This window comes from Kordiimonas sp. SCSIO 12603, assembly GCF_024398035.1.
Classification (GTDB): domain Bacteria; phylum Pseudomonadota; class Alphaproteobacteria; order Sphingomonadales; family Kordiimonadaceae; genus Kordiimonas.
Genome location: NZ_CP073748.1, coordinates 479,390 through 500,421, shown reverse-complemented (window position 1 = coordinate 500,421; position 21,032 = coordinate 479,390). Strand labels below are relative to the sequence as shown.

18 protein-coding genes are annotated in these 21,032 nt (G+C 47.0%); 12 read left to right on the top strand and 6 right to left on the bottom strand.

Annotated features, from left to right (window positions below):
• Positions 1–32 precede the first annotated feature (32 nt).
• From mutS to KFE96_RS02250, 5 genes are all read left to right on the top strand, one after another.
• Positions 33–2,780: a DNA mismatch repair protein MutS gene (gene mutS / locus KFE96_RS02270; protein WP_255834402.1), complete on the top strand. Its 2,748-nt coding sequence runs from the start codon at positions 33–35 to the stop codon at positions 2,778–2,780.
• A gap of 15 nt (positions 2,781–2,795) precedes the next feature.
• Positions 2,796–5,570: a [protein-PII] uridylyltransferase gene (locus KFE96_RS02265; protein WP_255834401.1), complete on the top strand. Its 2,775-nt coding sequence runs from the start codon at positions 2,796–2,798 to the stop codon at positions 5,568–5,570.
• A complete protein-coding gene (gene murJ / locus KFE96_RS02260; RefSeq protein WP_255834400.1) occupies positions 5,567–7,129 on the top strand; it encodes a murein biosynthesis integral membrane protein MurJ in 1,563 nt (520 codons plus the stop codon). The genes KFE96_RS02265 and murJ overlap by 4 nt, the downstream gene beginning before the upstream one ends.
• 68 nt (positions 7,130–7,197) lie before the next feature.
• A complete protein-coding gene (gene trpS / locus KFE96_RS02255; RefSeq protein WP_255834399.1) occupies positions 7,198–8,196 on the top strand; it encodes a tryptophan--tRNA ligase in 999 nt (332 codons plus the stop codon).
• 138 nt (positions 8,197–8,334) lie between these two features.
• The gene (locus tag KFE96_RS02250; protein WP_255834398.1) at positions 8,335–8,976 is read left to right on the top strand and encodes a DUF4136 domain-containing protein; all 642 of its coding nucleotides are present in this window, start codon (positions 8,335–8,337) and stop codon (positions 8,974–8,976) included.
• A 70-nt stretch (positions 8,977–9,046) separates the two neighbouring features.
• Here KFE96_RS02250 and KFE96_RS02245 read toward each other — a convergent pair whose 3' ends face one another.
• Together KFE96_RS02245 and KFE96_RS02240 are read right to left on the bottom strand one after the other, a co-directional pair.
• On the bottom strand, positions 9,047–9,895 hold the full coding sequence (locus tag KFE96_RS02245) for a GyrI-like domain-containing protein (protein ID WP_255834397.1): 849 nt from the start codon (positions 9,893–9,895) through the stop codon (positions 9,047–9,049).
• A 143-nt stretch (positions 9,896–10,038) separates the two neighbouring features.
• Complete coding sequence (locus KFE96_RS02240) at positions 10,039–10,932, bottom strand: MBL fold metallo-hydrolase (RefSeq protein ID WP_255834396.1); 894 nt, start codon at positions 10,930–10,932, stop codon at positions 10,039–10,041.
• Between the two features lie 193 nt (positions 10,933–11,125).
• Between KFE96_RS02240 and KFE96_RS02235 the strand changes: the two genes are divergently transcribed.
• Genes KFE96_RS02235 through KFE96_RS02225 form a run of 3 tightly spaced genes read left to right on the top strand, consistent with a single transcriptional unit; the run spans position 11,126 to position 14,858 of the window.
• On the top strand, positions 11,126–12,346 hold the full coding sequence (locus KFE96_RS02235; RefSeq protein ID WP_255834395.1) for a hypothetical protein: 1,221 nt from the start codon (positions 11,126–11,128) through the stop codon (positions 12,344–12,346).
• A gap of 12 nt (positions 12,347–12,358) precedes the next feature.
• The gene (locus tag KFE96_RS02230; RefSeq protein WP_255834394.1) at positions 12,359–13,114 is read left to right on the top strand and encodes an alpha/beta fold hydrolase; all 756 of its coding nucleotides are present in this window, start codon (positions 12,359–12,361) and stop codon (positions 13,112–13,114) included.
• The gene (locus KFE96_RS02225; RefSeq protein ID WP_255834393.1) at positions 13,107–14,858 is read left to right on the top strand and encodes a UDP-N-acetylmuramoyl-tripeptide--D-alanyl-D-alanine ligase; all 1,752 of its coding nucleotides are present in this window, start codon (positions 13,107–13,109) and stop codon (positions 14,856–14,858) included. The genes KFE96_RS02230 and KFE96_RS02225 overlap by 8 nt, the downstream gene beginning before the upstream one ends.
• An 8-nt stretch (positions 14,859–14,866) precedes the next feature.
• Here KFE96_RS02225 and KFE96_RS02220 read toward each other — a convergent pair whose 3' ends face one another.
• Positions 14,867–15,679: a M48 family metallopeptidase gene (locus KFE96_RS02220; RefSeq protein WP_255834392.1), complete on the bottom strand. Its 813-nt coding sequence runs from the start codon at positions 15,677–15,679 to the stop codon at positions 14,867–14,869.
• Positions 15,680–15,740: 61 nt separating this feature from the next.
• Between KFE96_RS02220 and KFE96_RS02215 the strand changes: the two genes are divergently transcribed.
• Positions 15,741–16,589 carry an SDR family oxidoreductase gene (locus KFE96_RS02215; protein WP_255834391.1) on the top strand — a complete coding sequence of 283 codons (849 nt, stop codon included), beginning with the start codon at positions 15,741–15,743 and terminating at the stop codon, positions 16,587–16,589.
• Here the strand turns inward: KFE96_RS02215 and KFE96_RS02210 are convergent, their stop codons facing one another.
• Both KFE96_RS02210 and KFE96_RS02205 read right to left on the bottom strand, forming a co-directional pair.
• Positions 16,590–17,093 carry a universal stress protein gene (locus KFE96_RS02210; RefSeq protein WP_247019494.1) on the bottom strand — a complete coding sequence of 168 codons (504 nt, stop codon included), beginning with the start codon at positions 17,091–17,093 and terminating at the stop codon, positions 16,590–16,592.
• A 59-nt stretch (positions 17,094–17,152) separates the two neighbouring features.
• A complete protein-coding gene (locus KFE96_RS02205; RefSeq protein WP_255834390.1) occupies positions 17,153–18,175 on the bottom strand; it encodes a DUF2333 family protein in 1,023 nt (340 codons plus the stop codon).
• A gap of 150 nt (positions 18,176–18,325) precedes the next feature.
• Here KFE96_RS02205 and KFE96_RS02200 point away from each other — a divergent pair, with 150 nt between their 5' ends.
• The 3 genes from KFE96_RS02200 to KFE96_RS02190 are packed head-to-tail and all read left to right on the top strand — an operon-like array spanning position 18,326 to position 20,206.
• The gene (locus tag KFE96_RS02200) at positions 18,326–18,727 is read left to right on the top strand and encodes a DUF6491 family protein (protein WP_255834389.1); all 402 of its coding nucleotides are present in this window, start codon (positions 18,326–18,328) and stop codon (positions 18,725–18,727) included.
• Between the two features lie 47 nt (positions 18,728–18,774).
• The gene (locus KFE96_RS02195) at positions 18,775–19,137 is read left to right on the top strand and encodes a DUF952 domain-containing protein (RefSeq protein WP_255834388.1); all 363 of its coding nucleotides are present in this window, start codon (positions 18,775–18,777) and stop codon (positions 19,135–19,137) included.
• Between the two features lies 1 nt (position 19,138).
• The gene (locus KFE96_RS02190; protein WP_255834387.1) at positions 19,139–20,206 is read left to right on the top strand and encodes a quinone-dependent dihydroorotate dehydrogenase; all 1,068 of its coding nucleotides are present in this window, start codon (positions 19,139–19,141) and stop codon (positions 20,204–20,206) included.
• Here KFE96_RS02190 and KFE96_RS02185 read toward each other — a convergent pair.
• Positions 20,203–21,024 (bottom strand): putative metalloprotease CJM1_0395 family protein, encoded by an 822-nt coding sequence (locus tag KFE96_RS02185; protein WP_255834386.1) that lies wholly within the window; start codon positions 21,022–21,024, stop codon positions 20,203–20,205. The genes KFE96_RS02190 and KFE96_RS02185 overlap by 4 nt on opposite strands.
• Positions 21,025–21,032: the final 8 nt, after the last annotated feature.

Sequence of the window (21,032 nt, the reverse complement as noted above, 5' to 3'; positions counted from 1 at the left end):
ATTTAACAAGTTTACCAGAGGTTTTTTATATAATGGCGTCGAGTTCAGTATCCGGAGCAGTAGCAGATATTCAAGAAGAAACATCTGCAAATACTGATAATATATGGACAAAAATGGCCAAAGCTCCGGGCGTTACTCCAATGATGGCGCAGTTTCTTGAGATTAAAGCAGCTTACCCTGATTGCCTTCTTTTTTACAGAATGGGTGATTTTTACGAGCTGTTTTTCGAAGATGCAGAACGCGCTTCAGCGGCGCTTGATATCACGCTCACAAAACGCGGTAAGATTGACGGTAATGATATCCCAATGGCAGGCGTACCTGTGCATGCCTCAGAAATGTATCTCTCTCGCCTTATTAAAAAATCTTTCAAAGTAGCTGTTTGCGAACAAACCGAAGACCCTGCTGAAGCCAAAAAGCGCGGGTCAAAAGCTGTAGTACGCCGCGAGGTGGTACGTCTTGTAACTCCGGGTACCATTACGGAAGAAAATCTTCTCAACCCACGGTCAAACAACTATCTGGTGGCTCTTGGCCGCGCACAGAAAGATATGGCGCTCGCGGTTGCTGAAATGTCCACAGGCGAGTTTTTCGTTTTGCCTACCAAGGCTGGCAGACTTGACGCAGACCTCGCGCGCCTACAACCCGGCGAACTACTCGTACCCAACGACATGATGGCAGACGATACACTTTCTGCTGGCTTGTTTGATTGGCGCAGTATCATCAGCCCAATGGATAAAAGCCGATTTGATAGCGGTTTTGGCAGTCGCCGTTTGCAAGAGCTGTTTGACGTTTCAACGCTGGATGGTTTCGCGAATTTCACACGCGCAGATCTAGCTGCCGCTGGCGCACTGGTTGATTATCTCGATGATACCCAGAAGGGTAAAATGCCAAGGCTTTACCCACCTAAGCGCCTGTCTGCTGATGGCACAATGATGATTGATGCTGCCACACGCCGTAGCCTTGAACTAGTACGCACACAAACGGGTGAGACATCCGGAAGCCTTCTTTCCACTATTGACCGCACAGTTACTGGCGCAGGTGCGCGCTTGCTTGCCAAACGCCTTTCCGCGCCGCTTACAGACCCTGTTCGCATTAACGAACGGCTGGACTGTGTGGATTATATGCATAAGCGTAGCACACTGCGCCTTGATGTGCGGGATACACTAAAGAACACACCTGATATTGAACGGGCACTGGCAAGGCTTTCTCTAGGCCGCGGCGGCCCCCGTGATTTAGCCATGATCCGCGAAGGCCTTAAGGCAGCGAAGCTTATTCAGACTTACCTGAGTGGCCCAAGTGGTGCACTGGATGAAGTTCCTGATCTTATTCAGGATGCCCACGAAGATTTGGGTAGCCACAATGACCTTATTGATGAGCTTGCACGCGCCATTGTCGATGAACCACCGCTTATTACCCGCGATGGCGGTTATATCCGCGAAAACTACAGTGAAGCGCTTGATGAATACAGAACACTCAAGGACCATAGCCGCCGATTGATCGCCCAGCTTGAGGCCGAATATCAGCGACTTACAGGTATCAACAGCCTAAAAATCAAACATAATAATGTGCTCGGCTTCCATGTAGATGTAACTGCAAAAAATGCAGATAAACTGTTACAAGAACCACTAAATGAAACCTTTATTCACCGCCAGACCCTTGCAAATGCGGTACGTTTTTCTACAGCTGAACTTTCAAAGCTAGCAGGCAAAATTTCTGAAGCTGGTGATCGCGCACTTGCGCTTGAAGCTGATATGTTCACGGGTTTAGTCGCTATGATTATGGAGTTGGCTGGCCCAATTTCTATGGCAGCTGATGCTCTCGCAATGTTGGATGTCTCCACAAGCCTTGCAACCCTTGCGGAAGAAGATCGTTATATCCGCCCTGAGGTAGATGACAGCCTTGCTTTTGATGTGATCGGAGCTAGGCACCCGGTTGTAGAAAAAGCTCTAATGGCCGCAGACAGTAAGCCATTTGTTGCAAATGACTGTGACTTATCACCCGAACAACGCCTATGGCTGATTACTGGCCCGAATATGGCTGGTAAATCTACGTTCCTTAGACAAAACGCGCTTATTGCTGTACTCGCACAAATGGGAAGTTTCGTACCTGCCACCAGCGCCCATATTGGTTCCGTGGACAGGCTTTTCAGCCGCGTTGGTGCTTCTGACGACCTGGCACACGGCAGATCAACCTTTATGGTAGAAATGGTGGAAACTGCCGCTATCCTTAATCAGGCGGGCCCACGTTCACTGGTTATTCTGGATGAAATCGGCCGCGGCACAGCTACTTATGATGGGCTTTCCATCGCCTGGGCCGCTGTTGAAAACCTTCATAACATCAACCAAAGCCGCGCATTATTCGCGACCCACTACCATGAACTGACAGCGCTTAAAGAAACGCTGGAAAGCGTATCTCTCCGGTCCATGAAGGTACGGGAATGGAAGGGTGATGTTGTCTTCCTTCACGAAGTAGCCGCAGGCGCAGCTGACCGATCATATGGTATTCAAGTTGCCAAACTTGCAGGTTTGCCAACAGCGGTTATTAACCGTGCCCGTCAGGTACTTGATCATCTTGAAAACAGCGATAAAGGCGATAAAGCCCAAGGCCTTATTCAAGATCTTCCGCTATTCCATAATGCAACTCTCAACGAACCTACTACCAGCTACGAAGCTACGCCTTCTGAGGTAGAGGAAAAACTCTCAGAAATTAATCCTGATGAGCTCTCGCCAAAAGAAGCGCTTGAAATAGTTTATAATCTGAAGGACCTTTTACCGAACCCTTAAGAAGAAGACCTTGTAATGAGCAAAATCCGCAATAGGCGCGCCCTTATTAACCGCAAAGAATTGGTTATTGCGTTAGATGCACTTGTGGAAAATACACCCAAGGAAAAATGGCAGCTGGAGCTGGTAAAAGTCCTGAAAGCTGCCCACCGCTCAGGTTGGGAAGAGGTAAAACGTCGTTTTTTTGAAGATGCTGAAAAAGGTCATGTTTCAGCAGAGTCACTATCGTATGTGATGGACCAACTACTTCGCACGCTGTTTGATTTTGTCACAAAGCATGTCTATCCACTTAACAATCCAACTTCTTCAGAGCGTTTGGGGCTTGTGGCAACCGGTGGATATGGGCGCGGTGAACTGGCACCATATTCAGATGTAGATCTGCTGTTTCTGATCCCTTACAAATCCACACCATGGGCCGAGAGCGTCGTGGAATATATGCTCTATGTACTGTGGGATTTAGGGCTGAAGGTTGGGCACGCCACACGGACACCAGATGAATGTGTACGCCTCGCAAAAGAAGATCTGAGTATTCGTACATCGCTTCTCGAAGCACGTTTCCTTTGGGGGGATGAAAAACTCTTTAAAACCGCAGCCAAACAGTTCTGGCGTCGGGTAGTAAATAATTCCGGCCCGGAGTTTATCGAAGGCAAGCTTGAAGAACGCGATAAGCGTCATAAAAAACTGGGTGATAGCCGCTATGTGGTGGAGCCCAACATCAAGGAAGGTAAAGGCGGGCTTAGAGACCTTCAAACCATGTGGTGGATTGCCCGGAATCTATACGGCGTAAACCGCTCGAACGCTGTGAAGCCCGATATTCTCACTAAAGATGAAAACCGTCAGTTCCAAAAAGCGGAATCTTTCCTCTGGACAGTTCGTGTTGCCCTTCATTTCCTAGCAAACCGCGCCGAGGAACGCTTGAGCTTTGATATGCAAAGGCAACTCGCGGAAACGCTTCACTATAAAGACCACCCTGGTGCGAGCGGCGTTGAACGCTTTATGAAACACTATTTTCTTGTTGCAAAACAAGTAGGTGACCTTACTCGAATTTTCTGCGCCGTACTTGAAGAACGGGAACAAAAGAGCTTCTTTGCACGCTTCCGTCGCACCAAAAAGCTGAAGCAGTTCGCTGTTGAAAGCGGCCGCTTAACTGTGATCAACGAGGATGATTTCAAAACCAATCCTGGTCTGATGGTGAAAATATTCCGGATAGCTGACGAGCACGGCCTTGATATTCATCCATCTGCGCTACGGCTGATGAAACAGAATTTAGGGAAAATTTCCTCCCGCGTACGCAGGCATCCTGATGTGAACGATGATTTTCTCTCCGTTCTCACCAGCCAGAAGGAAGGCGAGATCAATCTTCGCCGCATGAATGAGGCAGGCGTTTTCGGACGCTTCATTCCTGATTTTGGCCGCGTGGTGGCCCAGATGCAATATGATATGTATCACCACTATACCGTGGATGAACACACCATTCGCGCCATCGGCCTTTTAGCAAAAATAGAGGCAGGAGAGCTTGCGCAAGATCACCCACTTTCAACAGACGTTATTCAAAAGGTTATCTCCCGCAAAGTGCTATATGTGGCTGTACTTTTACATGATGTTGCAAAAGGCCGCGGCGGTGACCACAGCGTTTTAGGCGCTGAAGTAGCTGAAAAATTATGTCCGCGCCTGGGCCTTAAGCCTGCAGAAACTGAAACTGTAGCGTGGCTCGTACGCTGGCACTTACTTATGAGCAACACTGCCTTCAAACGAGACCTTTCAGACCATAAAACCATTCTGGATTTTTGCGAACTGGTGAAAAGCCCAGAACGCTTGAGGCTTTTACTCGTACTTACCGTGGTTGATATTCGCGCGGTTGGTCCCGGCGTTTGGAACGGCTGGAAAGGCCAACTCCTCAGGGAATTATATGCTGCTGCTGAAGAAGTACTACTTGTGGGACACGCAACTCGTGGCCGTCAGGAACGTGTAAAGGCGAAGAAAGAAAAGCTTACAGCATCACTCAGTGACTGGAATGAAAACGACATCGACAAACACCAGAACCGTATGAACGATGCCTACTGGATTGCGGAAGAAAACGATACGCTCATTCAGAATGCTCGATTGATGCGCCGTATAGACGAGAACGGCGATATTCTGGGCGTGACAGCTCGGATTGAAACCTTTCAGGATATGACCAATGTCGCCATTTACGGGGAAGATCACCCAGGCATGTTTGCTCGTGTGGTTGGCGCGCTTGGTGTTGCTGGTGCCACAATTACTGGTGCGAAAATTCATACCTCTAAAGACGGCATGGCTGTCGATAATTTCACCGTACAGGATCTGGAAGGCCATGCTTTTGATAGCCGCCGGTCACTTGATAAGCTTGAAGAAACCATTCTGGCCACCCTTAAAGGCAAGGTACGCCCCAAGGAGCGCCTGAAAAACAAAAAAGTATTTGGCAATAAATCAGACGCCTTTGAAGTAGAACCCGTGGTACTGATTGATAATAAAGCTTCAAACTGGTCAACAGTAATTGAGGTTAACGCTAAAGATCGTCCTGGACTACTTTATGATTTAGCCTATGCGCTTTACGGCCTTAAACTTTCCATTTTCTCAGCGCATATTTCCACCATTGGTGAACGAGCTGTTGATGTATTTTATGTGCGTGATCTGACAGGCCAAAAACTATCAAACAAAGTACGCCTGAGAAATATTGAAGAAAAACTCCTGAAGGCCGCGAGTGGCAAGCCTATTTTTGGCCCAAAGCCAACCAAAACAGAAAAGAAAAAGACGCTGGAGAAAACTGAGTGAGCCTTATTAAGGGTATTTCAACTGTAAGTGGCTTCACTCTCTTAAGCCGGATTTTCGGCTTTGTCCGAGATATGTTTATGGCTAAATATCTAGGAGCAGGTTTAGCCGCCGATGCTTTTTTCATAGCATTTAAATTACCCAACTTCTTTAGACGACTTTTTGCAGAAGGTGCTTTTTCCGTTGGTTTTGTACCACTGTTCTCAAGACGGCTAGGGAAAGACATAACACCTGAAAGCCGAAAGGCCGCAGAAGAATTTGCCAGCCACGTGCTTAGTTGGCTGTTTCCCATCCTTCTTTTCTTCCTTATTGTTATGGAAATAGGCATGGTGCCTATTATGTTCGGGCTCACTGGTGGCTTTGAGGGCGATACCCAGAAGTTTAATTTTGTGGTAGAGTTGGGCCGCTACATATTCCCATATCTTCTTTTCATATCATTGGTATCTTTCTTTTCAGGAGTGCTGAATGCCTATGGGCGATACTCCGCTGCGGCTTTTGCTCCGGTAATCCTAAATATCTTTATGATTATAGCGCTTTATCTATATGGAGAAAGCGAACTGGAAGCGGCTAGAAAACTAGCAATCACTGTCTCTCTTGCAGGCCTTGCTCAACTTCTTTGGGTATATGGTGCAGCTCTTAAAGCTGGAGTTCGTATCTATTTACCAAGACCGAGACTATCAGAAAATGTAAGAGAGCTTTTAAGTTTGATTGGCCCAGCAGCAATCGGTGCTGGCGTTATTCAGATCAATCTTCTTATCGATGTTATCCTTGCCGCCCGATTTCTACCTGAAGGTTCTGTTTCCTGGCTCTTTTATGCAGATAGACTTAACCAGCTGCCTCTCGGCGTAATTGGCATTGCGGTTGGTACGGTACTTTTACCAAGTATTTCCCGCCTGCTTGCCGGTGGCGATGAAGCTGGTGCTAACAGGCAACAAAACCGAGCACTTGAGTTTTCACTTTTCCTTACCTTACCGTCTGCTGCAGCACTTATGGTAGCCGCTGGCCCCATCATAGCTACCCTTTTTGAAAGAGACGCTTTCGTTAGTACAGATACCGCAGCTACAGCTCTTGCACTTACGGTATATGCGGCAGGCCTGCCAGCCTACGTGATCGCTAAAGCCCTCACCCCGGGGTATTTCGCTCGGAAAGACACTAAAACACCTGTAAAACTTGCTGCAATTTCACTTGTCATCAATACAGTACTTAATATCATCTTCATTCAGTTTATGGGGCATGTAGGTCTCGCTGCAGCCACGGCTATTGCAGCATGGGCCAGTGTTTTTATGTATTACTACGGCTTAAAAAAACGCGGCCAACTCACACTTGAAAAAGATACAATCAGTCGATTGATAAAGTTTACCGTTTCTTCCTTCATTATGGCTGGAACGCTTTTCTACAGTCTCCCATACTTGGCAGACTATTTTGTGACTGATGGTATCACCCGCATATCCGCGCTTGTCGGCGTCATCATTTTCGGTGTGATACTCTATTTTATCCCAGTTTTCAGTATGAAGGCGCTGACTATCACAGAATTGAAGCGATTTATCCGCCCAAATGCCTGATCGCTGCTTGACCGGATGAAACCAGCCTGTAATAAGGCAGCTACACGCTGAATAATTGGAGATATACAGTGAAAAATCGCGTTTTTTCTGGCGCTCAGCCATCAGGTAAGCTGACACTTGGTAACTACCTTGGCGCGCTCCGTAACTGGGTAAAGCTGCAGGAAAATTATGAATGCATCTACTGTGTAGTAGACATGCACGCGATCACTGTCTGGCAAGACCCGCAAGAGCTTGCAGCCCAGACCCGCCAGGCGGCGGCAGCCTATATTGCCTCTGGCGTTGATCCTGAGAAATCAATTCTCTTTAACCAGAGCCAGGTTTCGGGCCATGCTGAACTTGCTTGGATTTTCAACTGTGTAGCACGCCTTGGCTGGCTTAACCGTATGACACAGTTCAAGGATAAAGCTGGCAAGAACCGCGAGAATGCTTCGACAGGCCTTTATGTGTATCCAAACCTGATGGCGGCGGATATCCTACTCTATCAGGCAACACACGTTCCTGTTGGGGAAGATCAGAAACAGCATCTTGAACTGACCCGCGATATCGCACAGAAATTCAATCATGATTTTGGTGTAGACCTGTTCCCGATCACTGAACCGCTAATCCTTGGTGAAGGAGCACGAGTGATGAGCCTGCGTGACGGCACCAAGAAAATGTCCAAATCTGATCCATCTGAATATAGTCGTATAAATTTGAACGACGATTCAGATACTATTGCTCAAAAAATCCGCAAAGCGAAGACGGATGCAGAACTGATCCCGGGTAAGGCTGATTTACTCGAAGGCCGCGCAGAAGCACAAAACCTTATTGGTATCTATGCTGCCCTTTCAGAGGTAAGCCGGGATACAGTCTGTGCTGAATTCGAAGGAAAAGGCTTTGGTGACTTTAAGAAAGCACTGACAGAGCTGGCGGTTGCCAAGCTTGCACCAATCACTGAAGAAATGGCACGCATTGAGCAAGATCATGCTTATATTGATGGCATTTTAAGATCTGGCGCAGAAAAAGCTGATGCTATTGCACAACCTATTCTTAAAGAAGTGAAGAAAGCTGTAGGTTTCTTGAGCTAACATTCATGAAAGCCACACTTTCGTTCAGCTATCGTTCATACACTGAACCCTACCATTATGTCACATTAGCGGGAAAGCTGTTGATGTGACCTTTGGGCTGTTTATAGTGTTATTCAAAGGGATGAGCGGAGACTTGTAATGACCAAAATTTTTAGCCGAGTGCTTCTGGTACTGGGTGTTATGGCACTAAGTGCCTGTGCTAGTAATTTCCGGAGTAATGTAACAACATTCCACGAAATCACGGCCCCCGGCGGTGAACGTGTGTTGTTAACCCCAATGAACCCTGAAAAGCAAGACAGTATTGAATTCCGCCAGTATGCAGATGCAATCGCGGTTCAATTACAGGGATACGGCTATAAAGAAACGGGTGAAAGCGAACCAGAATTAATTGCTGGCTTTGATGTAACCATTGATGATGGCCGTGAAAAGCTTATTAACCGCCCAGGTATCACTCCTTACCCATATTGGACAACCGGTTACTGGGGATATGGACGTTTCTGGCGTTCACCTTTCTTTGGCCCATACGGCGGCTTTGGTTATGGTTTTGGTAACGGCTTCAACAATGAAGTTGTTGCCCGTACAGTTTATCTCGCGACACTACGTGTGGAACTCCGCAAACCTGACGGTACCCTTGTTTATGAAGGTCGTGCCGAAACAGAGACACGCCGCAAAGATCTTCCTAAGGTTATGCCGTATCTCGCAAAAGCACTGTTCGAACAGTTCCCAGGGAATAGCGGTGAAACTCGCAGAGTAGTGATTGAAAAAGAGAAAAAGCAGTAAATACCTTCTCTGCAATGAATATCAAAAGGCTCGCATAATGCGGGCCTTTCTTTTTTTGCGTACAAGCTTACTATCGAAGCGGGATACGAATATCCGTACGGAGCTCTGAGGTCGGTGTAACTTTCGGATCATTAATATATACCTCAAGAGGCGGCATATCCCGAGGTTCCTCCCCAGACTGCGGCAACCATTTACCGTAAAACCACTCATAAGCAGCCTTCAGGTTTGAATATGGCCCTTTATGTTCCAGCACCGCATACTTGCCGCCCTCAACATCGAAATAATCAAGACTATCAAGCCCTTCGGGGAACCCCTCTTTCAAAGAAACGGCAACATGAGACCGAAATTCCGCGCTTGGTTTAGAATCTGGCGCATCATGATAGATGGCAAACAAACTATTCACCTGATCCATTAAAGAATTTGCCATCAAGACAGAGCCGAGACCTTTAAACGCCTTTCCAATGTGCTGATATGGTCCAACATGGCAAACGCCTGCAGCTCGAAATCCGTTCATTTCCACTATTGATATTGGATACATGCTCTCATTCCCTTCACTTAAGGATAGTAAGTTAGTGATTTGAGCACCTTGCTCCCGGAAATCATTCGGCGAAACGCCGTGAGCCTTTTTAAAGGCACGAGAGAAACTGGCCAGGTTTTGGAAACCAACTTGCTTCGCAACATCCCTTACAGAAGCGTCTTCATGTACAAGAAGGTTTGCAGCCTTGCTAAGGCGTAAGTTTCGCACAACACCCGCAAGTGTTTCCCCTGTCATCGCTTTGAAAACACGGTGCCAATGATAGCGGGACATGCAGGCAATATCTGCGAGCGTATCAAGGCTTAATTCTTCATCCAGATTCTCATAAATATACGAGAGAACCCGATTAAGCCTTTTCTCATAGCTGGCAAATGGTTTGTTCATTAACACCCTCCTGTCCCGGTTACTTTAGAGCTGGAGAATGCATCAGCAAGAGTTTGCATGTATTGCTGAATGTAAAATTGCTTCGATACATGAAAAAGACCCGCAAAACAGCGAGCCTTTCAAATCGATTATATCAGCAAATACTAAACGCTTTTATATACAAACTCGATGAAACGGTCTGTCCAACCATCACGGAGGGAACCAACCTGCTTTTCCACTTCGGCAAGTGCTTTCATCTTCTGGATATCTTCAAGGCTTTTGCCTTCGCCTTTTAGTTTGGCAACAATTGTACGAGATTCCTGAAGCACTCCAAGATATTTCATCAAGCCAGCTTTATCCGTTACTTGCCCATGCCCCGGGATAATAATGGTTTCCTCATTCGACATAGATAGTGCTTTTTTAGACGCTGCAATCACGCCATCAATATCACCGCCATTATCTACATCAATGAACGGGAAACTGCCTGCGAAGAACAAATCACCCATATGGATAAGGTTAGTTTCCTTGAAATAAACGAAACTATCACCGTCTGTATGTGCATTTTTCACATGGATAAGGCGCGCATCATCACCGTTCAGGTGCAAAGACATCTCATCATTAAAAGTAACAACAGGAAGCGCAGGACCTGGCTGTGCTTCCATTTTGTTATTGAACGCCTTGATGAAGGCTCCTTTTGAAAGACGAACCCGTACATTATCATGCGCTACAATCACCGTACCGGTTTTACCAACATTTTCGTTGCCGCCTGTATGGTCACCATGGAAATGCGTATTGATAGCAAAGCGGATTTCAGCATCAGAAATTTTGGCAATTGCCGCCTTGATACGGTCAGTAAGCGGTGCGAACTGATCATCGATAATGAAAATACCGTCTGGCCCCGCAGAAATACCAATATTGCCGCCGGCACCATAAAGTACATGCAAATTACCGCGCAAATGTTCGGTTTTAATTTCAACCTGATCCCAATTCTGGGCAGAAGCCGTGCCTGCAATAGTTCCCGCAAGCAACAACCCTTTCACAAAATTCTTGATCCTCACCCTATGCTCCTACTTCAAATTTAGCCCTGCACGGATACTAGCCATCGCCAGATAAGGGTCAATCACCACACTGAAAGTTGATAAGTGCTGTTTTGCCGTCAATCTGCCATTCTTTTTCGTTATTTGCCTTTGCTCAGCAGCCGATTATTGGCTACATGAAAGAAGAGTTTGATTTAAATCCTTAGGGGGAACCATGGCGGAAAAAAAAACCATCGCTGTTGTCTTCGGCGGCCGTAGTGTTGAGCACGACGTAAGTATTCTAACTGGCTTGCAGTTTCTTGAAGCACTCGACCCCGGTAAATACGATGGTATTCCTGTTTATGTTGACCCCCTTGGCCAGTGGTGGACAGGCACCGCGCTTACCAAGCGCTCTCACTATCCGCTGAAGGGCGATGCACATAAGGATTTGCAGCAGATCCATCTGGATTTAGCAACTGCAGCGGCGGGCAGACCTCAGTTTACAGCATTCCAAAAAAGCTTAATGGGTGAAAAACGTATTCAGATACCGTTTGACCTGATTGTTCCCGCTATTCACGGCTCTAACGGTGAAGATGGTACCTTGCAGGGCCTTCTTGATTTTGCAGGCATTCCATATGCAGGTTGTCGTACGCTTGGGGCAGCAGGCACAATGGATAAAGTATTTGCGAAAAAAGTAGCCCGTGCCGAAGAGCTAAAGGTTTTGCCAGAACTGGTAGTAAACCGCCCGGAAAAAGGCACTTTCCTGGACCCCGAGAAAATTAAGCAAGAGCTAGTGGCAGCTCTTGGTTCAGAAACTTACCCACTGATTGTTAAACCTTGTAACCTCGGCTCAAGCGTGGGGGTAGGCAAGGCTGATGATATAGATGGCCTGATCGCGGCTCTTATGACCGCTTTTCGCCTGGATAGTGAAGCGATCGTGGAACCATTTGTGCCAAACTTGGTGGAATATAACATCGCCTGCATGAACGGCCCTGACGGTTCTATTGAAACATCAGCAATTGAACGCCCGGCAATGGAAGCAGATGTTCTTGATTTTAAAAACAAATACTTGGCTGGCGGTACACCAGGTGGCCCCAAGCTTGATAGCGGACCAAGCGAAGGCATGGTGTCCCTAAACCGCACACTCAACCCTGATGAACTTACAGCTGAGCAGGAGAGTTTTATCAGAGATACAGCGAGCGGCATCTTTAAAGCCCTCAAGCTTGCAGGCTCCGTACGGATTGATTTTTTGTGTGATGGTGAAACAGGCGAAATCTGGCTTAATGAAGTAAACACTATTCCAGGGTCGTTCGCTTATTTCCTGTGGGAAGCCGCTGAAACCCCTGTAAGCTTCCTATCACTTACAAGCCATATGATTGAAGAAGGCTTCGCCCTCTCTTCCTCAAGACTTGGCGCGACGGATGCGCAGGCCGGCGATTCCAAAATTTTTGCCTAAGGCTAAGACATCGTGACTGATACAAGCTGGTTTTATAAAGAATTAGGCGCAAGCGAGAACACAATTCACTGGCTTCACGGCTGGGGTACAAGCCACACTAGCTTCAGTCGCATGGCTGAGCTTTTCAAAAAGGATGCCTCAAACCGACTTTATGATCTACCCGGTTTTGGAAATACACCTGCCCTTAGTGAAGATGCTGGAACCTTCGAATATTCTGAAGCCTTTATCAAACAACTAGACCCGAGCCAAAGCCACATAATTATTGGCCACAGCTATGGTGGCCGTGTCGCTATACAGCTGGCAGCTAAATACCCTGACCGTATTAAAGCTATCATTCTTGTGGCAGGCGCTGGTTTGCAGCGCAAACGTTCCCTGAAGTTTAAAACCCGAGCATTCCTACTGCGTACTCTTGGTAAACTGGCACGTTTCTCAGATAGTCTTTTCAAAACCAGTTTCCGGGAAGCTTATACCAACAAATTCGGTAGCACAGATTATAAAAATGCTGGTGTTTTACGACAAACACTGGTGAAAGCAGTAACAGAAGACCTGAGCCCACAAGCAAGGGAAGTCCGCTGCCCTACCCTTCTGGTGTACGGTAGTGAAGACGCGGATACGCCACCAGAGATTGGCAGGAAATACGAACGGCTCATTCCTCTGGCGCGCTATGAAGAACTAAGCGGTTATGATCACCACGATATACTGAGCCGAGGTGCGTATCAGTGCGAAGCACTTATCAAAGCTTTTTTGAAAGATATTGAAAATGCCTGATCTTTCCACAAACCTGATTATGTCTGTTCTTGGCGGATTATTTATCCTGTGGTTTGCCTATGAGCGAGGGCTAGCCCTTTTGATGTTCTTCCAGCAGGAAGAATATGATGGGCCAAGGTTTGTATCCTGGATCAAACAAAAACAAGGTTATGATAAAACCACTAGCATATGGCTTCTTGTGGCTGTGCTTATCGGAATTATTTCTCACACATTACTGGCAAACACCCAAGCTGCTTTCATAATTGGTGTTGCGAGTTTCCTTGTATGGCCAACAATGGCTGTAGCAATATTTCAAGGCATCTGGCTTTCACGAAAAAACCGAAAAAACTCTAAAAAGCCTCTCGTATTAACCCAGCGCGCCAAGCGTATTTTACAAGTTTATATGCTGCTTTCAGTAGCAGCTTATACATTTCTGATCTTGGCTTCCAAACTATCGCCTAAGGGCTCACAGTTCAGCATCAGTGTTGAAACAGACAGCGAAAGCTGGCTGGATATGATTGGTTTTGTAAAGGTAAGTTACGATTGGCAAATTGTTGCTGTAGCGGCGCTGTTGATTGTATTTGTTCAAGCTCTGCCATTCCTTCTGGTGCTTGCCAACAAGCTTCTGGAACCATTTGAAGAACGCGTGAAGGCGAAATTTCGACAGGAAGCAATTGATAAATTTGCTGAGCTTCAGCCAAAGGTAATCGCGATCACTGGCTCGTTCGGCAAAACCTCTACTAAACATATCCTTTCCCACATCCTAGGCGCGGCCGCACCAACACTTGCAACACCCGGCAGCGTGAACACAGATATGGGTATCACACGGGTAATCCGGGAAAGCCTTACAGCTGAACACCAGTTTTTCATCGTGGAAATGGGCGCATACGGCCCGGGTTCAATTGCGCGGCTATGTAAACTCACTCCACCAAATGTTGGCTTAATCACTGCGGTTGGCGCTGCGCACTATGAACGCTTCAAAACGCTTGAAACCGTTGCACGCGCCAAGTTTGAAATCGCAGAAGCAACTTTCGCCAACGGTGGCCAGATGGTTGTGAATAAAGACGGTATCGAGGCAAGCCTTCTAAATGAGCGCCTGCGTGCTGTGGCGGGCGACTATAAGTTAGTGGGCACGGAAGGTGATGTTATTTTCAAAGGATACACCTCCACACCCGAAGGTATTGAAGTAACTGTAGAAGCTGAAGATGAAGAACATATCCTGAAATGCCCACTGTTTGGCGAGCATCAAGCGGGTAATGTAGCAACAGCGGCTGCGACCGCGCGCGCCGTTGGATTACCTTGGAGCGCGATTAAAGGCGCCCTCGCTTCTGTACCACAAATCAGATACCGCCTTGAAGTGAGCAAATCAACATCCGGGCCAACCCTTATTAATGATGCCTATAATAGTAACCCGGTTGGGTTTGCCGCCGCACTTGAAACACTTGATGTGCTTAGAAAAGAAGGCAGACGCCGCATTCTTGTGACCCCAGGGATGGTTGAGCTTGGCTCGATGCATGATAAAGAGCATGAACGCCTGGGCGCCTTAGCTGCAAAACACTGTGACATTGTGCTCATTGTTACACCTGACCGAATCCCAACCTTTGTTAAGGGATTAGAACAGGCAAACGATGGCAGCGTGACCGTGATGACCTTTGCCAAACAGGATGATGCTGAAAAATGGGCTAAGGCAAACTGGAAAGAAGGTGACGCCGTTCTCTTTGAAAACAACCTGCCTGACCTTTATGAAGCCGAGGTAAGCTTTTAAGGAAAACCTTAATCTTTTATCTGCAGATCAAGCCGCTCGAGGTTAGCTCTTGCGGCTTCTGCATCGATACCTTCGGGGTCAAGCTCAATAACTTTCAACCAGCTTTTACGGGCTAGTTCAAACTGGCCCATAGCATCTTCGAGGTTCCCACGTTCCAGATAACCAATGGAGGCCTCTGGGAACAGTTTCTGATATTCATCAAGATATTGCTGCGCTTTGATATAATTATCTGATGCACGGGCAGAAGAAGCGGCAAAAATAAGAATATCCTTACGCTCGCCATCAATAACAATAACCTGTTCTATCAAACCAAGCGCTTCAGAGAAGGAACCGTCAGCCGCAAAAATTTGCGCCTTATCAAGAAGCAGATTCGCATATTGCAGGGAGTTTTCAGTAGCCAGCGAAAGTGCCGTATTAATTGCAGCTTCCGCATTCACGGTTTCATCAGCAAAAAGCCAGGCATTTGCCGCCTGCCCATACATATCAGCCAGCATTTCAGCCGTTGCTGTGATACGTTGACCGCGCCGGATAGGCATATCCTTACCAATACGCATATCCTCGGCAATACGTTCCAGCCTGATACCAGCTTCCGCAAATTCACCAAGCCCAAACAATCCCACCGCTTCACAGTGACGTGCAGGAACGCCCCCGCCTTCGCCCTGCCAGACAAGCGCCATATTAATCGCTTTATCAGGCGTGCGGTCAGCCATTTCAAGGCAGCGGTCATACCGTTTTTCTTCGGCTTCCTGAGCGTAAACAGCAGAAGATGTGACGGACAAAATTGCCGCACAGATAAATGATGTAATGACAGATTGCTTCATGCGAGGCACAGTGCAAAAACCACATGGCAATTTCAAGGCAGAATTTTAGGGAATAGTTTCAATGGCGCATTTGTTGGTTTTTGGACCCGGATATACAGCAACACCCATCATGGAACGCGCTATCAGCGAAGGATGGAGTGTAACAGCCACCTATCGCGACGAGGAAAAAAAGTCCAACTTGGAGCAGAAAGGCATTACCGCCATCCCTTTTGATGCCGATGCTTACGATTGCCCACCTGAAACGCATATTCTTATTACTCCAACGCCTAAGGATGGCTGCCCAATTTTTAAACAATGGGAAAGTTGGTCTGAACAACAAAATAACATCTCCTCCATAAACTATCTTTCCAGCACCAATGTTTATGGTGATCATGGTGGTGATTGGGTTGACGAAGAAACTCCAACAACGCCCTCCCTTAAAAGAGGGAAATTACGCCTCGAGGCTGAAAGAAACTGGTCAGATCTAGCCAATAAAATTGGTGCAAGGACAGGACTTTTCAGATTGGCCGGCATATATGGGCCTGGCCGTAATGCGCTTGTTAGCCTGCAAAAAGGTAAGGCGCGCCGCATTATCAAAGACGGTCAAATTTTCAGCCGTACCCACGTGACAGATATCTGTGAAGCAGTTTGGGCTTTTATGAATGATAGCAACGCAAACGGCGTTTTCAATCTAGCCGATGATGAACCATGTGCACCGCATTTGGTAATCGAAGAAGCTGCTGAATTACTTGGTGTCACGCCGCCACCTCTGGAGAATTTTGAAACCGCTGAAATGAGCGAGATGGCGCGTAGTTTCTATATGGAATCAAAGCGTGTAAGAAATGACAAAGTAAAAGCGCTTATTGGTAAAGCGTTTCACTATCCAAACTATAAAGTTGGCTTGAGAGAACTTTTAAAAACAGATGGTTGATCAGGCCATTGCATCAACTTGCTCGAAAGTCATACTTCCGGGCACAAGCATTACGATACACGGCATATCACCGACCTCTGATGTGAAATAATCTACAAGTGGGCCCGGTTCTCCTTCAGGTCCTGCACCAAGCACAAGACCAAATACATCACCGTGTTCCTTGATATATTTCCGCAGTTCGTCTTTAGGTTCACCTTCTGCGATATGAATACTAGGGCTGATACCGCAATACTCATGCAGTTTTGTGGATACACCGTTTAAAAGTTCTTCTGCTTCTTCAATAGCTTCTTCACGCATACGGTCTGCAACCGCTACCCAGTGCTGAAACTCGGAAGGGCGAATACAGTGGAAGAGAATAAGGCCACCACCAGTGATATGAGCAGCACGCGCAGCGGCAAAACGGATAGCCACTTTAGATTCTGGCGAATCGTCAACAACAACAATCAGCTTACGCTGACGTTTCTTGATAGGCCTGATTGGGCCGTGAATCTCTTCCTCAATCACAAGCATTCCCCTTGAATTGAAGTTAGATTGACAGCCCAAGCGCCTTGATGCAAGCCCCTTTATTTCAGGAGAATGTTCGCCACTTCTTTCAATTGGGTACGAGCCCGTAGCAGATAAAAGCCTTGGATAGACAGATGATTAGCAAGTGTTCCGTCTGTAGCACCGTTTACCACCACAGTTGGATCAAGTGTTGCGGCAGACCGCATAGAACGCAGTAGTTCATCATAGATAGAAGCAAGTTCACGGTTCTGGATCACGGGTGCAAAATCTTCGCGTAAAGCTTCAAGAAGTACCGTATAGGCATATACCTGCCCTTTAACCTGATAGAAAAGATCATCAGCACCGGTATCAGGCAGAAAACCACCGGCATTATCGCCAATATATGTCTCAAGGGCTGCAGAAGATGCACCAAGATCAAGTGAGATTCGATCAAGGGTCGCGAGCAAATTATCCGAACGGCGCTCAAACACCGCATCCCCAGACGCTAATTTCTGATTATATGCCTCAAGCTGTTTTACTGCTGCTTTATAATAAGCATCACTTGGTGTTGTTGGTAATAGCGACGTAGAAAAATCCATCACCCAAAGGTTTGGTTCTTTAGCAAGATTACCTGCAGCCCCTTCCAGATCTGGGTCTACAGCACTGGAACCACGGCTACGCCCCAGCTGATCACGGAGTTCAAAAGCGAAGCGAGACAAAGCACCTAACATGCCGCGTTGATAATTCGGCGTATTGTCCAGATAATAACCTGGCAGGAAAAACGGATCATTTGGCGTCCAATTATGGACATTAACCTCTCTATTAACCAAATTTGATAGAACAGCAACCGATTGAGAACCACCAGCAGGGGCTTTTGCATTAAGCGCAAGCTTATCATCTATCCGGTTTACAATTGGCATACCCACAAGAATATAAATGATAAAAGCGAGCGGCACAGAAACCGCTATCTTGCGCCATGTGCTACCAGATACTGTTTTTAACCAGCCTGTAAGCCAGCGCCACAGCCATATAAAGGCATTCTTAAGGGCTGTGAATGCTTGCTGCATTTTCTCTTTCAGCCACAGTAAAATTTCTTTACCCACTTGGTTTTCTCCTCGCATCGCCAAGTTATTATGTCGTAATATAGTGTGGCAAAAACAAGGGAGTCAGCACTTTTTTGCTGTATAATACCTGTTCAGCTTACATTCAGCCTTGGTTTATAGGCTATAACCAGCGTTTAGAAGGAGGACTATGTGCGCATTTTAATTACCATCGCAATTATTGCCGCAACCGGCTGGGCGCATGGTGAACTATTTGCACAAGACCTCCAGCCACAGGAAAGTACTGAGCAAACCCAGGATACAGGCCCTACTGAAGGGAAGTTTTGCTTAGAAACCGATAATATTACTCAGTACAAAGTGGAATCAGACCAACTGATACGTTTCGTGATGCGATCAGATTTTGATATTCTCATGCGCGTCAAGCGGCACTGCTCCCAGCTTTATTTCCATAAATATATTTCCTACACCCCGGTAAATGGCTTGCTCTGTGAAGGTGTAGACGAAATCAAAACCCGTAGTGGTTTACCTTGCCGTATTGAAAGCCTTGAAAAGATAGAAAAAAAACAGCCCGAAGAAACAAGCACCATACCTTGAGCTATTATTGGCTTGCGTCTTAGCTGTTTCCTGCATAGTAAACAGGCATGGAACAGAGCGCGACCACCGTTTATAAAATACTGCGCCCATCAGAATGGGAAGAAGCCAGAGCAAACAGTGCTTATTTAGGCTCCGCAGACGATATTCGTGATGGTTTCATTCATTTCTCCACAGCGAAGCAGATGCCGGGTACCGCCAGCAAATATTTCACAGACACAGATGAAATATATGTTCTGGCATTCAAACCATCTGTATTCCCCACTGAAGAAATGAAATGGGAGAAATCCCGCGGTGATCAATTGTTCCCACACCTTCATGGCCCACTTGATGTGGCACTTGCGCACATAGAAAAGAAGCTCGTGCGGCCCACAGACAAAGATTTTGATTTTTCAGATATTATAGGCGACTAAAATGCCCAACATATTCCCGCTCATTCGCCCGTTCATCCACGCACTAGAAGCTGAAAAAGCTCATAATGTTACGATTTCGGCCTTAAAAGCAGGGTTTGGGAGGTTTTTTAGTTCGCACAATCATTATCCAGCTCTGGCTTCAGATGTAATGGGTCTTCATTTCCCAAATCCAATAGGCATTGCCGCAGGTTTTGATAAAAATGCTGATGTTATTGTATCGGTAATCAATATGGGGTTTGGTTTCGCAGAAGCCGGTACCGTTACCCCCATGCCGCAGGATGGCAATCCAAAGCCAAGGCTTTTCCGACTTCCTGAAGACCGCGCTGTTATCAATCGGTTTGGGTTTAACAATGAGGGCCTCGATTACTTTAAGAACAAGCTTAAGCAGGTAAAAACTGAAGCTCCGTTCGGGGCAAATGTTGGTGCCAACAAAACTTCTGAAGATAAAACTGCAGATTATGTGAAGGGTATTGAAGAGCTATACGGCCTTTCTTCTTATTTCACAGTGAATATCTCAAGCCCCAACACTCCTGGGCTCAGGGCACTTCAATCAAGGGAAGCTCTCACCGAACTCGTAGAACGCGTTCTGGAAGCGCGAGAGGAAAAAATGAAAAATGGCATGCAACGCATCCCTATCGTGGTGAAAATTGCGCCAGATCTGCTTGAGGAAGATATTGCTGACATTGCCCATATCGCACTCAACACCGATATTGACGGTCTTATCGTAAGCAATACCACCATCGAACGCCCTGAAACCCTAAAGAGCAATCACAAGAGTGAAGCGGGAGGCCTTTCTGGTGCACCGCTCATGGATAAAGCTACCAGTGTTCTTGCAGCCATGTATAAGGCTACAAACGGCACTGTACCTCTTATCGGTGTTGGCGGTGTCGCAAGCGGGCACGATGCTTACCGTAAAATCCGCGCAGGAGCATCGCTTGTTCAGCTATATTCCGCCCTGGTGTATGAAGGCCCGGGGCTTGTAACCCGGATCAAAGATGAAATGGCAGTTTTACTGGAAAAAGATGGCTTTAAATCCATCAGTGAAGCTATCGGTGCTGATCACCACTAGGCAAAGAGATTAATGATCTGAGCCGCTGATCCAGAAACCCCAGAGGCACCAACAGAAGGTGTTGGTCCAAAGCTGGTTGAGTTAATCGGTGTTGGGTTAAAACCGTTTTCCTCTTCTTCGCTTTCTTCAGTAGCGTTAATATTCAAGGAAGCGCCTGAACTTTCCTCACCTTCTTCAAGTTCACCAGAACGCTCAGCTGCACGGCGCGACTGCAACTCTGCTCTTGCTTCAGCAAGGCCTTGCGCAGCTTGCGCGGCCACCGCTCTATCTTGCGAAGAAGGTTCAGCAGGCGCAAGGGCCGCACGCTGTACCACTTCAAGTTTTTGGATTGTAGCTTCTGGATCATCAGGGACTGGTGCGGAATCGATCTGTACCTGCCCTGCGACGGCATATTGAACACCATCAGGCCCCCTAACAAATTCATAAGAAGGGGCGCTTGTATAAGGTGCGCCTACCGCTGCATGTGCTTGCTCATGCGTTCGCACTTCCCTGTCACGCGCTTTTAATTCTTCCACCTGCCTTTGTTCTTCTTCTGATAAATCAGCTTCAGCCGTAGATGAACGGCTACTCTCTGTTCTTTCAGAAGCTTCCACAACTTGCAGGGCAATAGAACTTGCACCACCTAAATTAGTTTGTTGGGAAGAAACACCCGACACGCCAGTCGTTTCACTTGATGCTTCTACTAGAGTGCGTGCGACATTTACCACACTTGATGGATCCGCCTCGGCGCGCTGCGCACCAATATTGGTTGGGACCGGCGGACGCCGAACACCAATAGGGGCCACCCCAGTTGCTGGAAGTGTAGATGCGCTTGTCATACGTGCAT

Excerpts from the sequence above, each read along its gene's own strand:
- KFE96_RS02190 (WP_255834387.1), top strand. The coding sequence starts at position 19,139 with ATGCCCAACATATTCCCGCTCATTCGCCCGTTCATCCACGCACTAGAA.
- KFE96_RS02235 (WP_255834395.1), top strand. The coding sequence starts at position 11,126 with ATGGCGGAAAAAAAAACCATCGCTGTTGTCTTCGGCGGCCGTAGTGTT.
- KFE96_RS02265 (WP_255834401.1), top strand. The coding sequence starts at position 2,796 with ATGAGCAAAATCCGCAATAGGCGCGCCCTTATTAACCGCAAAGAATTG.
- KFE96_RS02220 (WP_255834392.1), bottom strand. The coding sequence starts at position 15,679 with ATGAAGCAATCTGTCATTACATCATTTATCTGTGCGGCAATTTTGTCC.
- KFE96_RS02225 (WP_255834393.1), top strand. The coding sequence starts at position 13,107 with ATGCCTGATCTTTCCACAAACCTGATTATGTCTGTTCTTGGCGGATTA.
- KFE96_RS02195 (WP_255834388.1), top strand. The coding sequence starts at position 18,775 with ATGGAACAGAGCGCGACCACCGTTTATAAAATACTGCGCCCATCAGAA.
- mutS (WP_255834402.1), top strand. The coding sequence starts at position 33 with ATGGCGTCGAGTTCAGTATCCGGAGCAGTAGCAGATATTCAAGAAGAA.
- KFE96_RS02245 (WP_255834397.1), bottom strand. The coding sequence starts at position 9,895 with ATGAACAAACCATTTGCCAGCTATGAGAAAAGGCTTAATCGGGTTCTC.
- KFE96_RS02250 (WP_255834398.1), top strand. The coding sequence starts at position 8,335 with ATGACCAAAATTTTTAGCCGAGTGCTTCTGGTACTGGGTGTTATGGCA.
- KFE96_RS02215 (WP_255834391.1), top strand. The coding sequence starts at position 15,741 with ATGGCGCATTTGTTGGTTTTTGGACCCGGATATACAGCAACACCCATC.
- KFE96_RS02185 (WP_255834386.1), bottom strand. The coding sequence starts at position 21,024 with ATGACAAGCGCATCTACACTTCCAGCAACTGGGGTGGCCCCTATTGGT.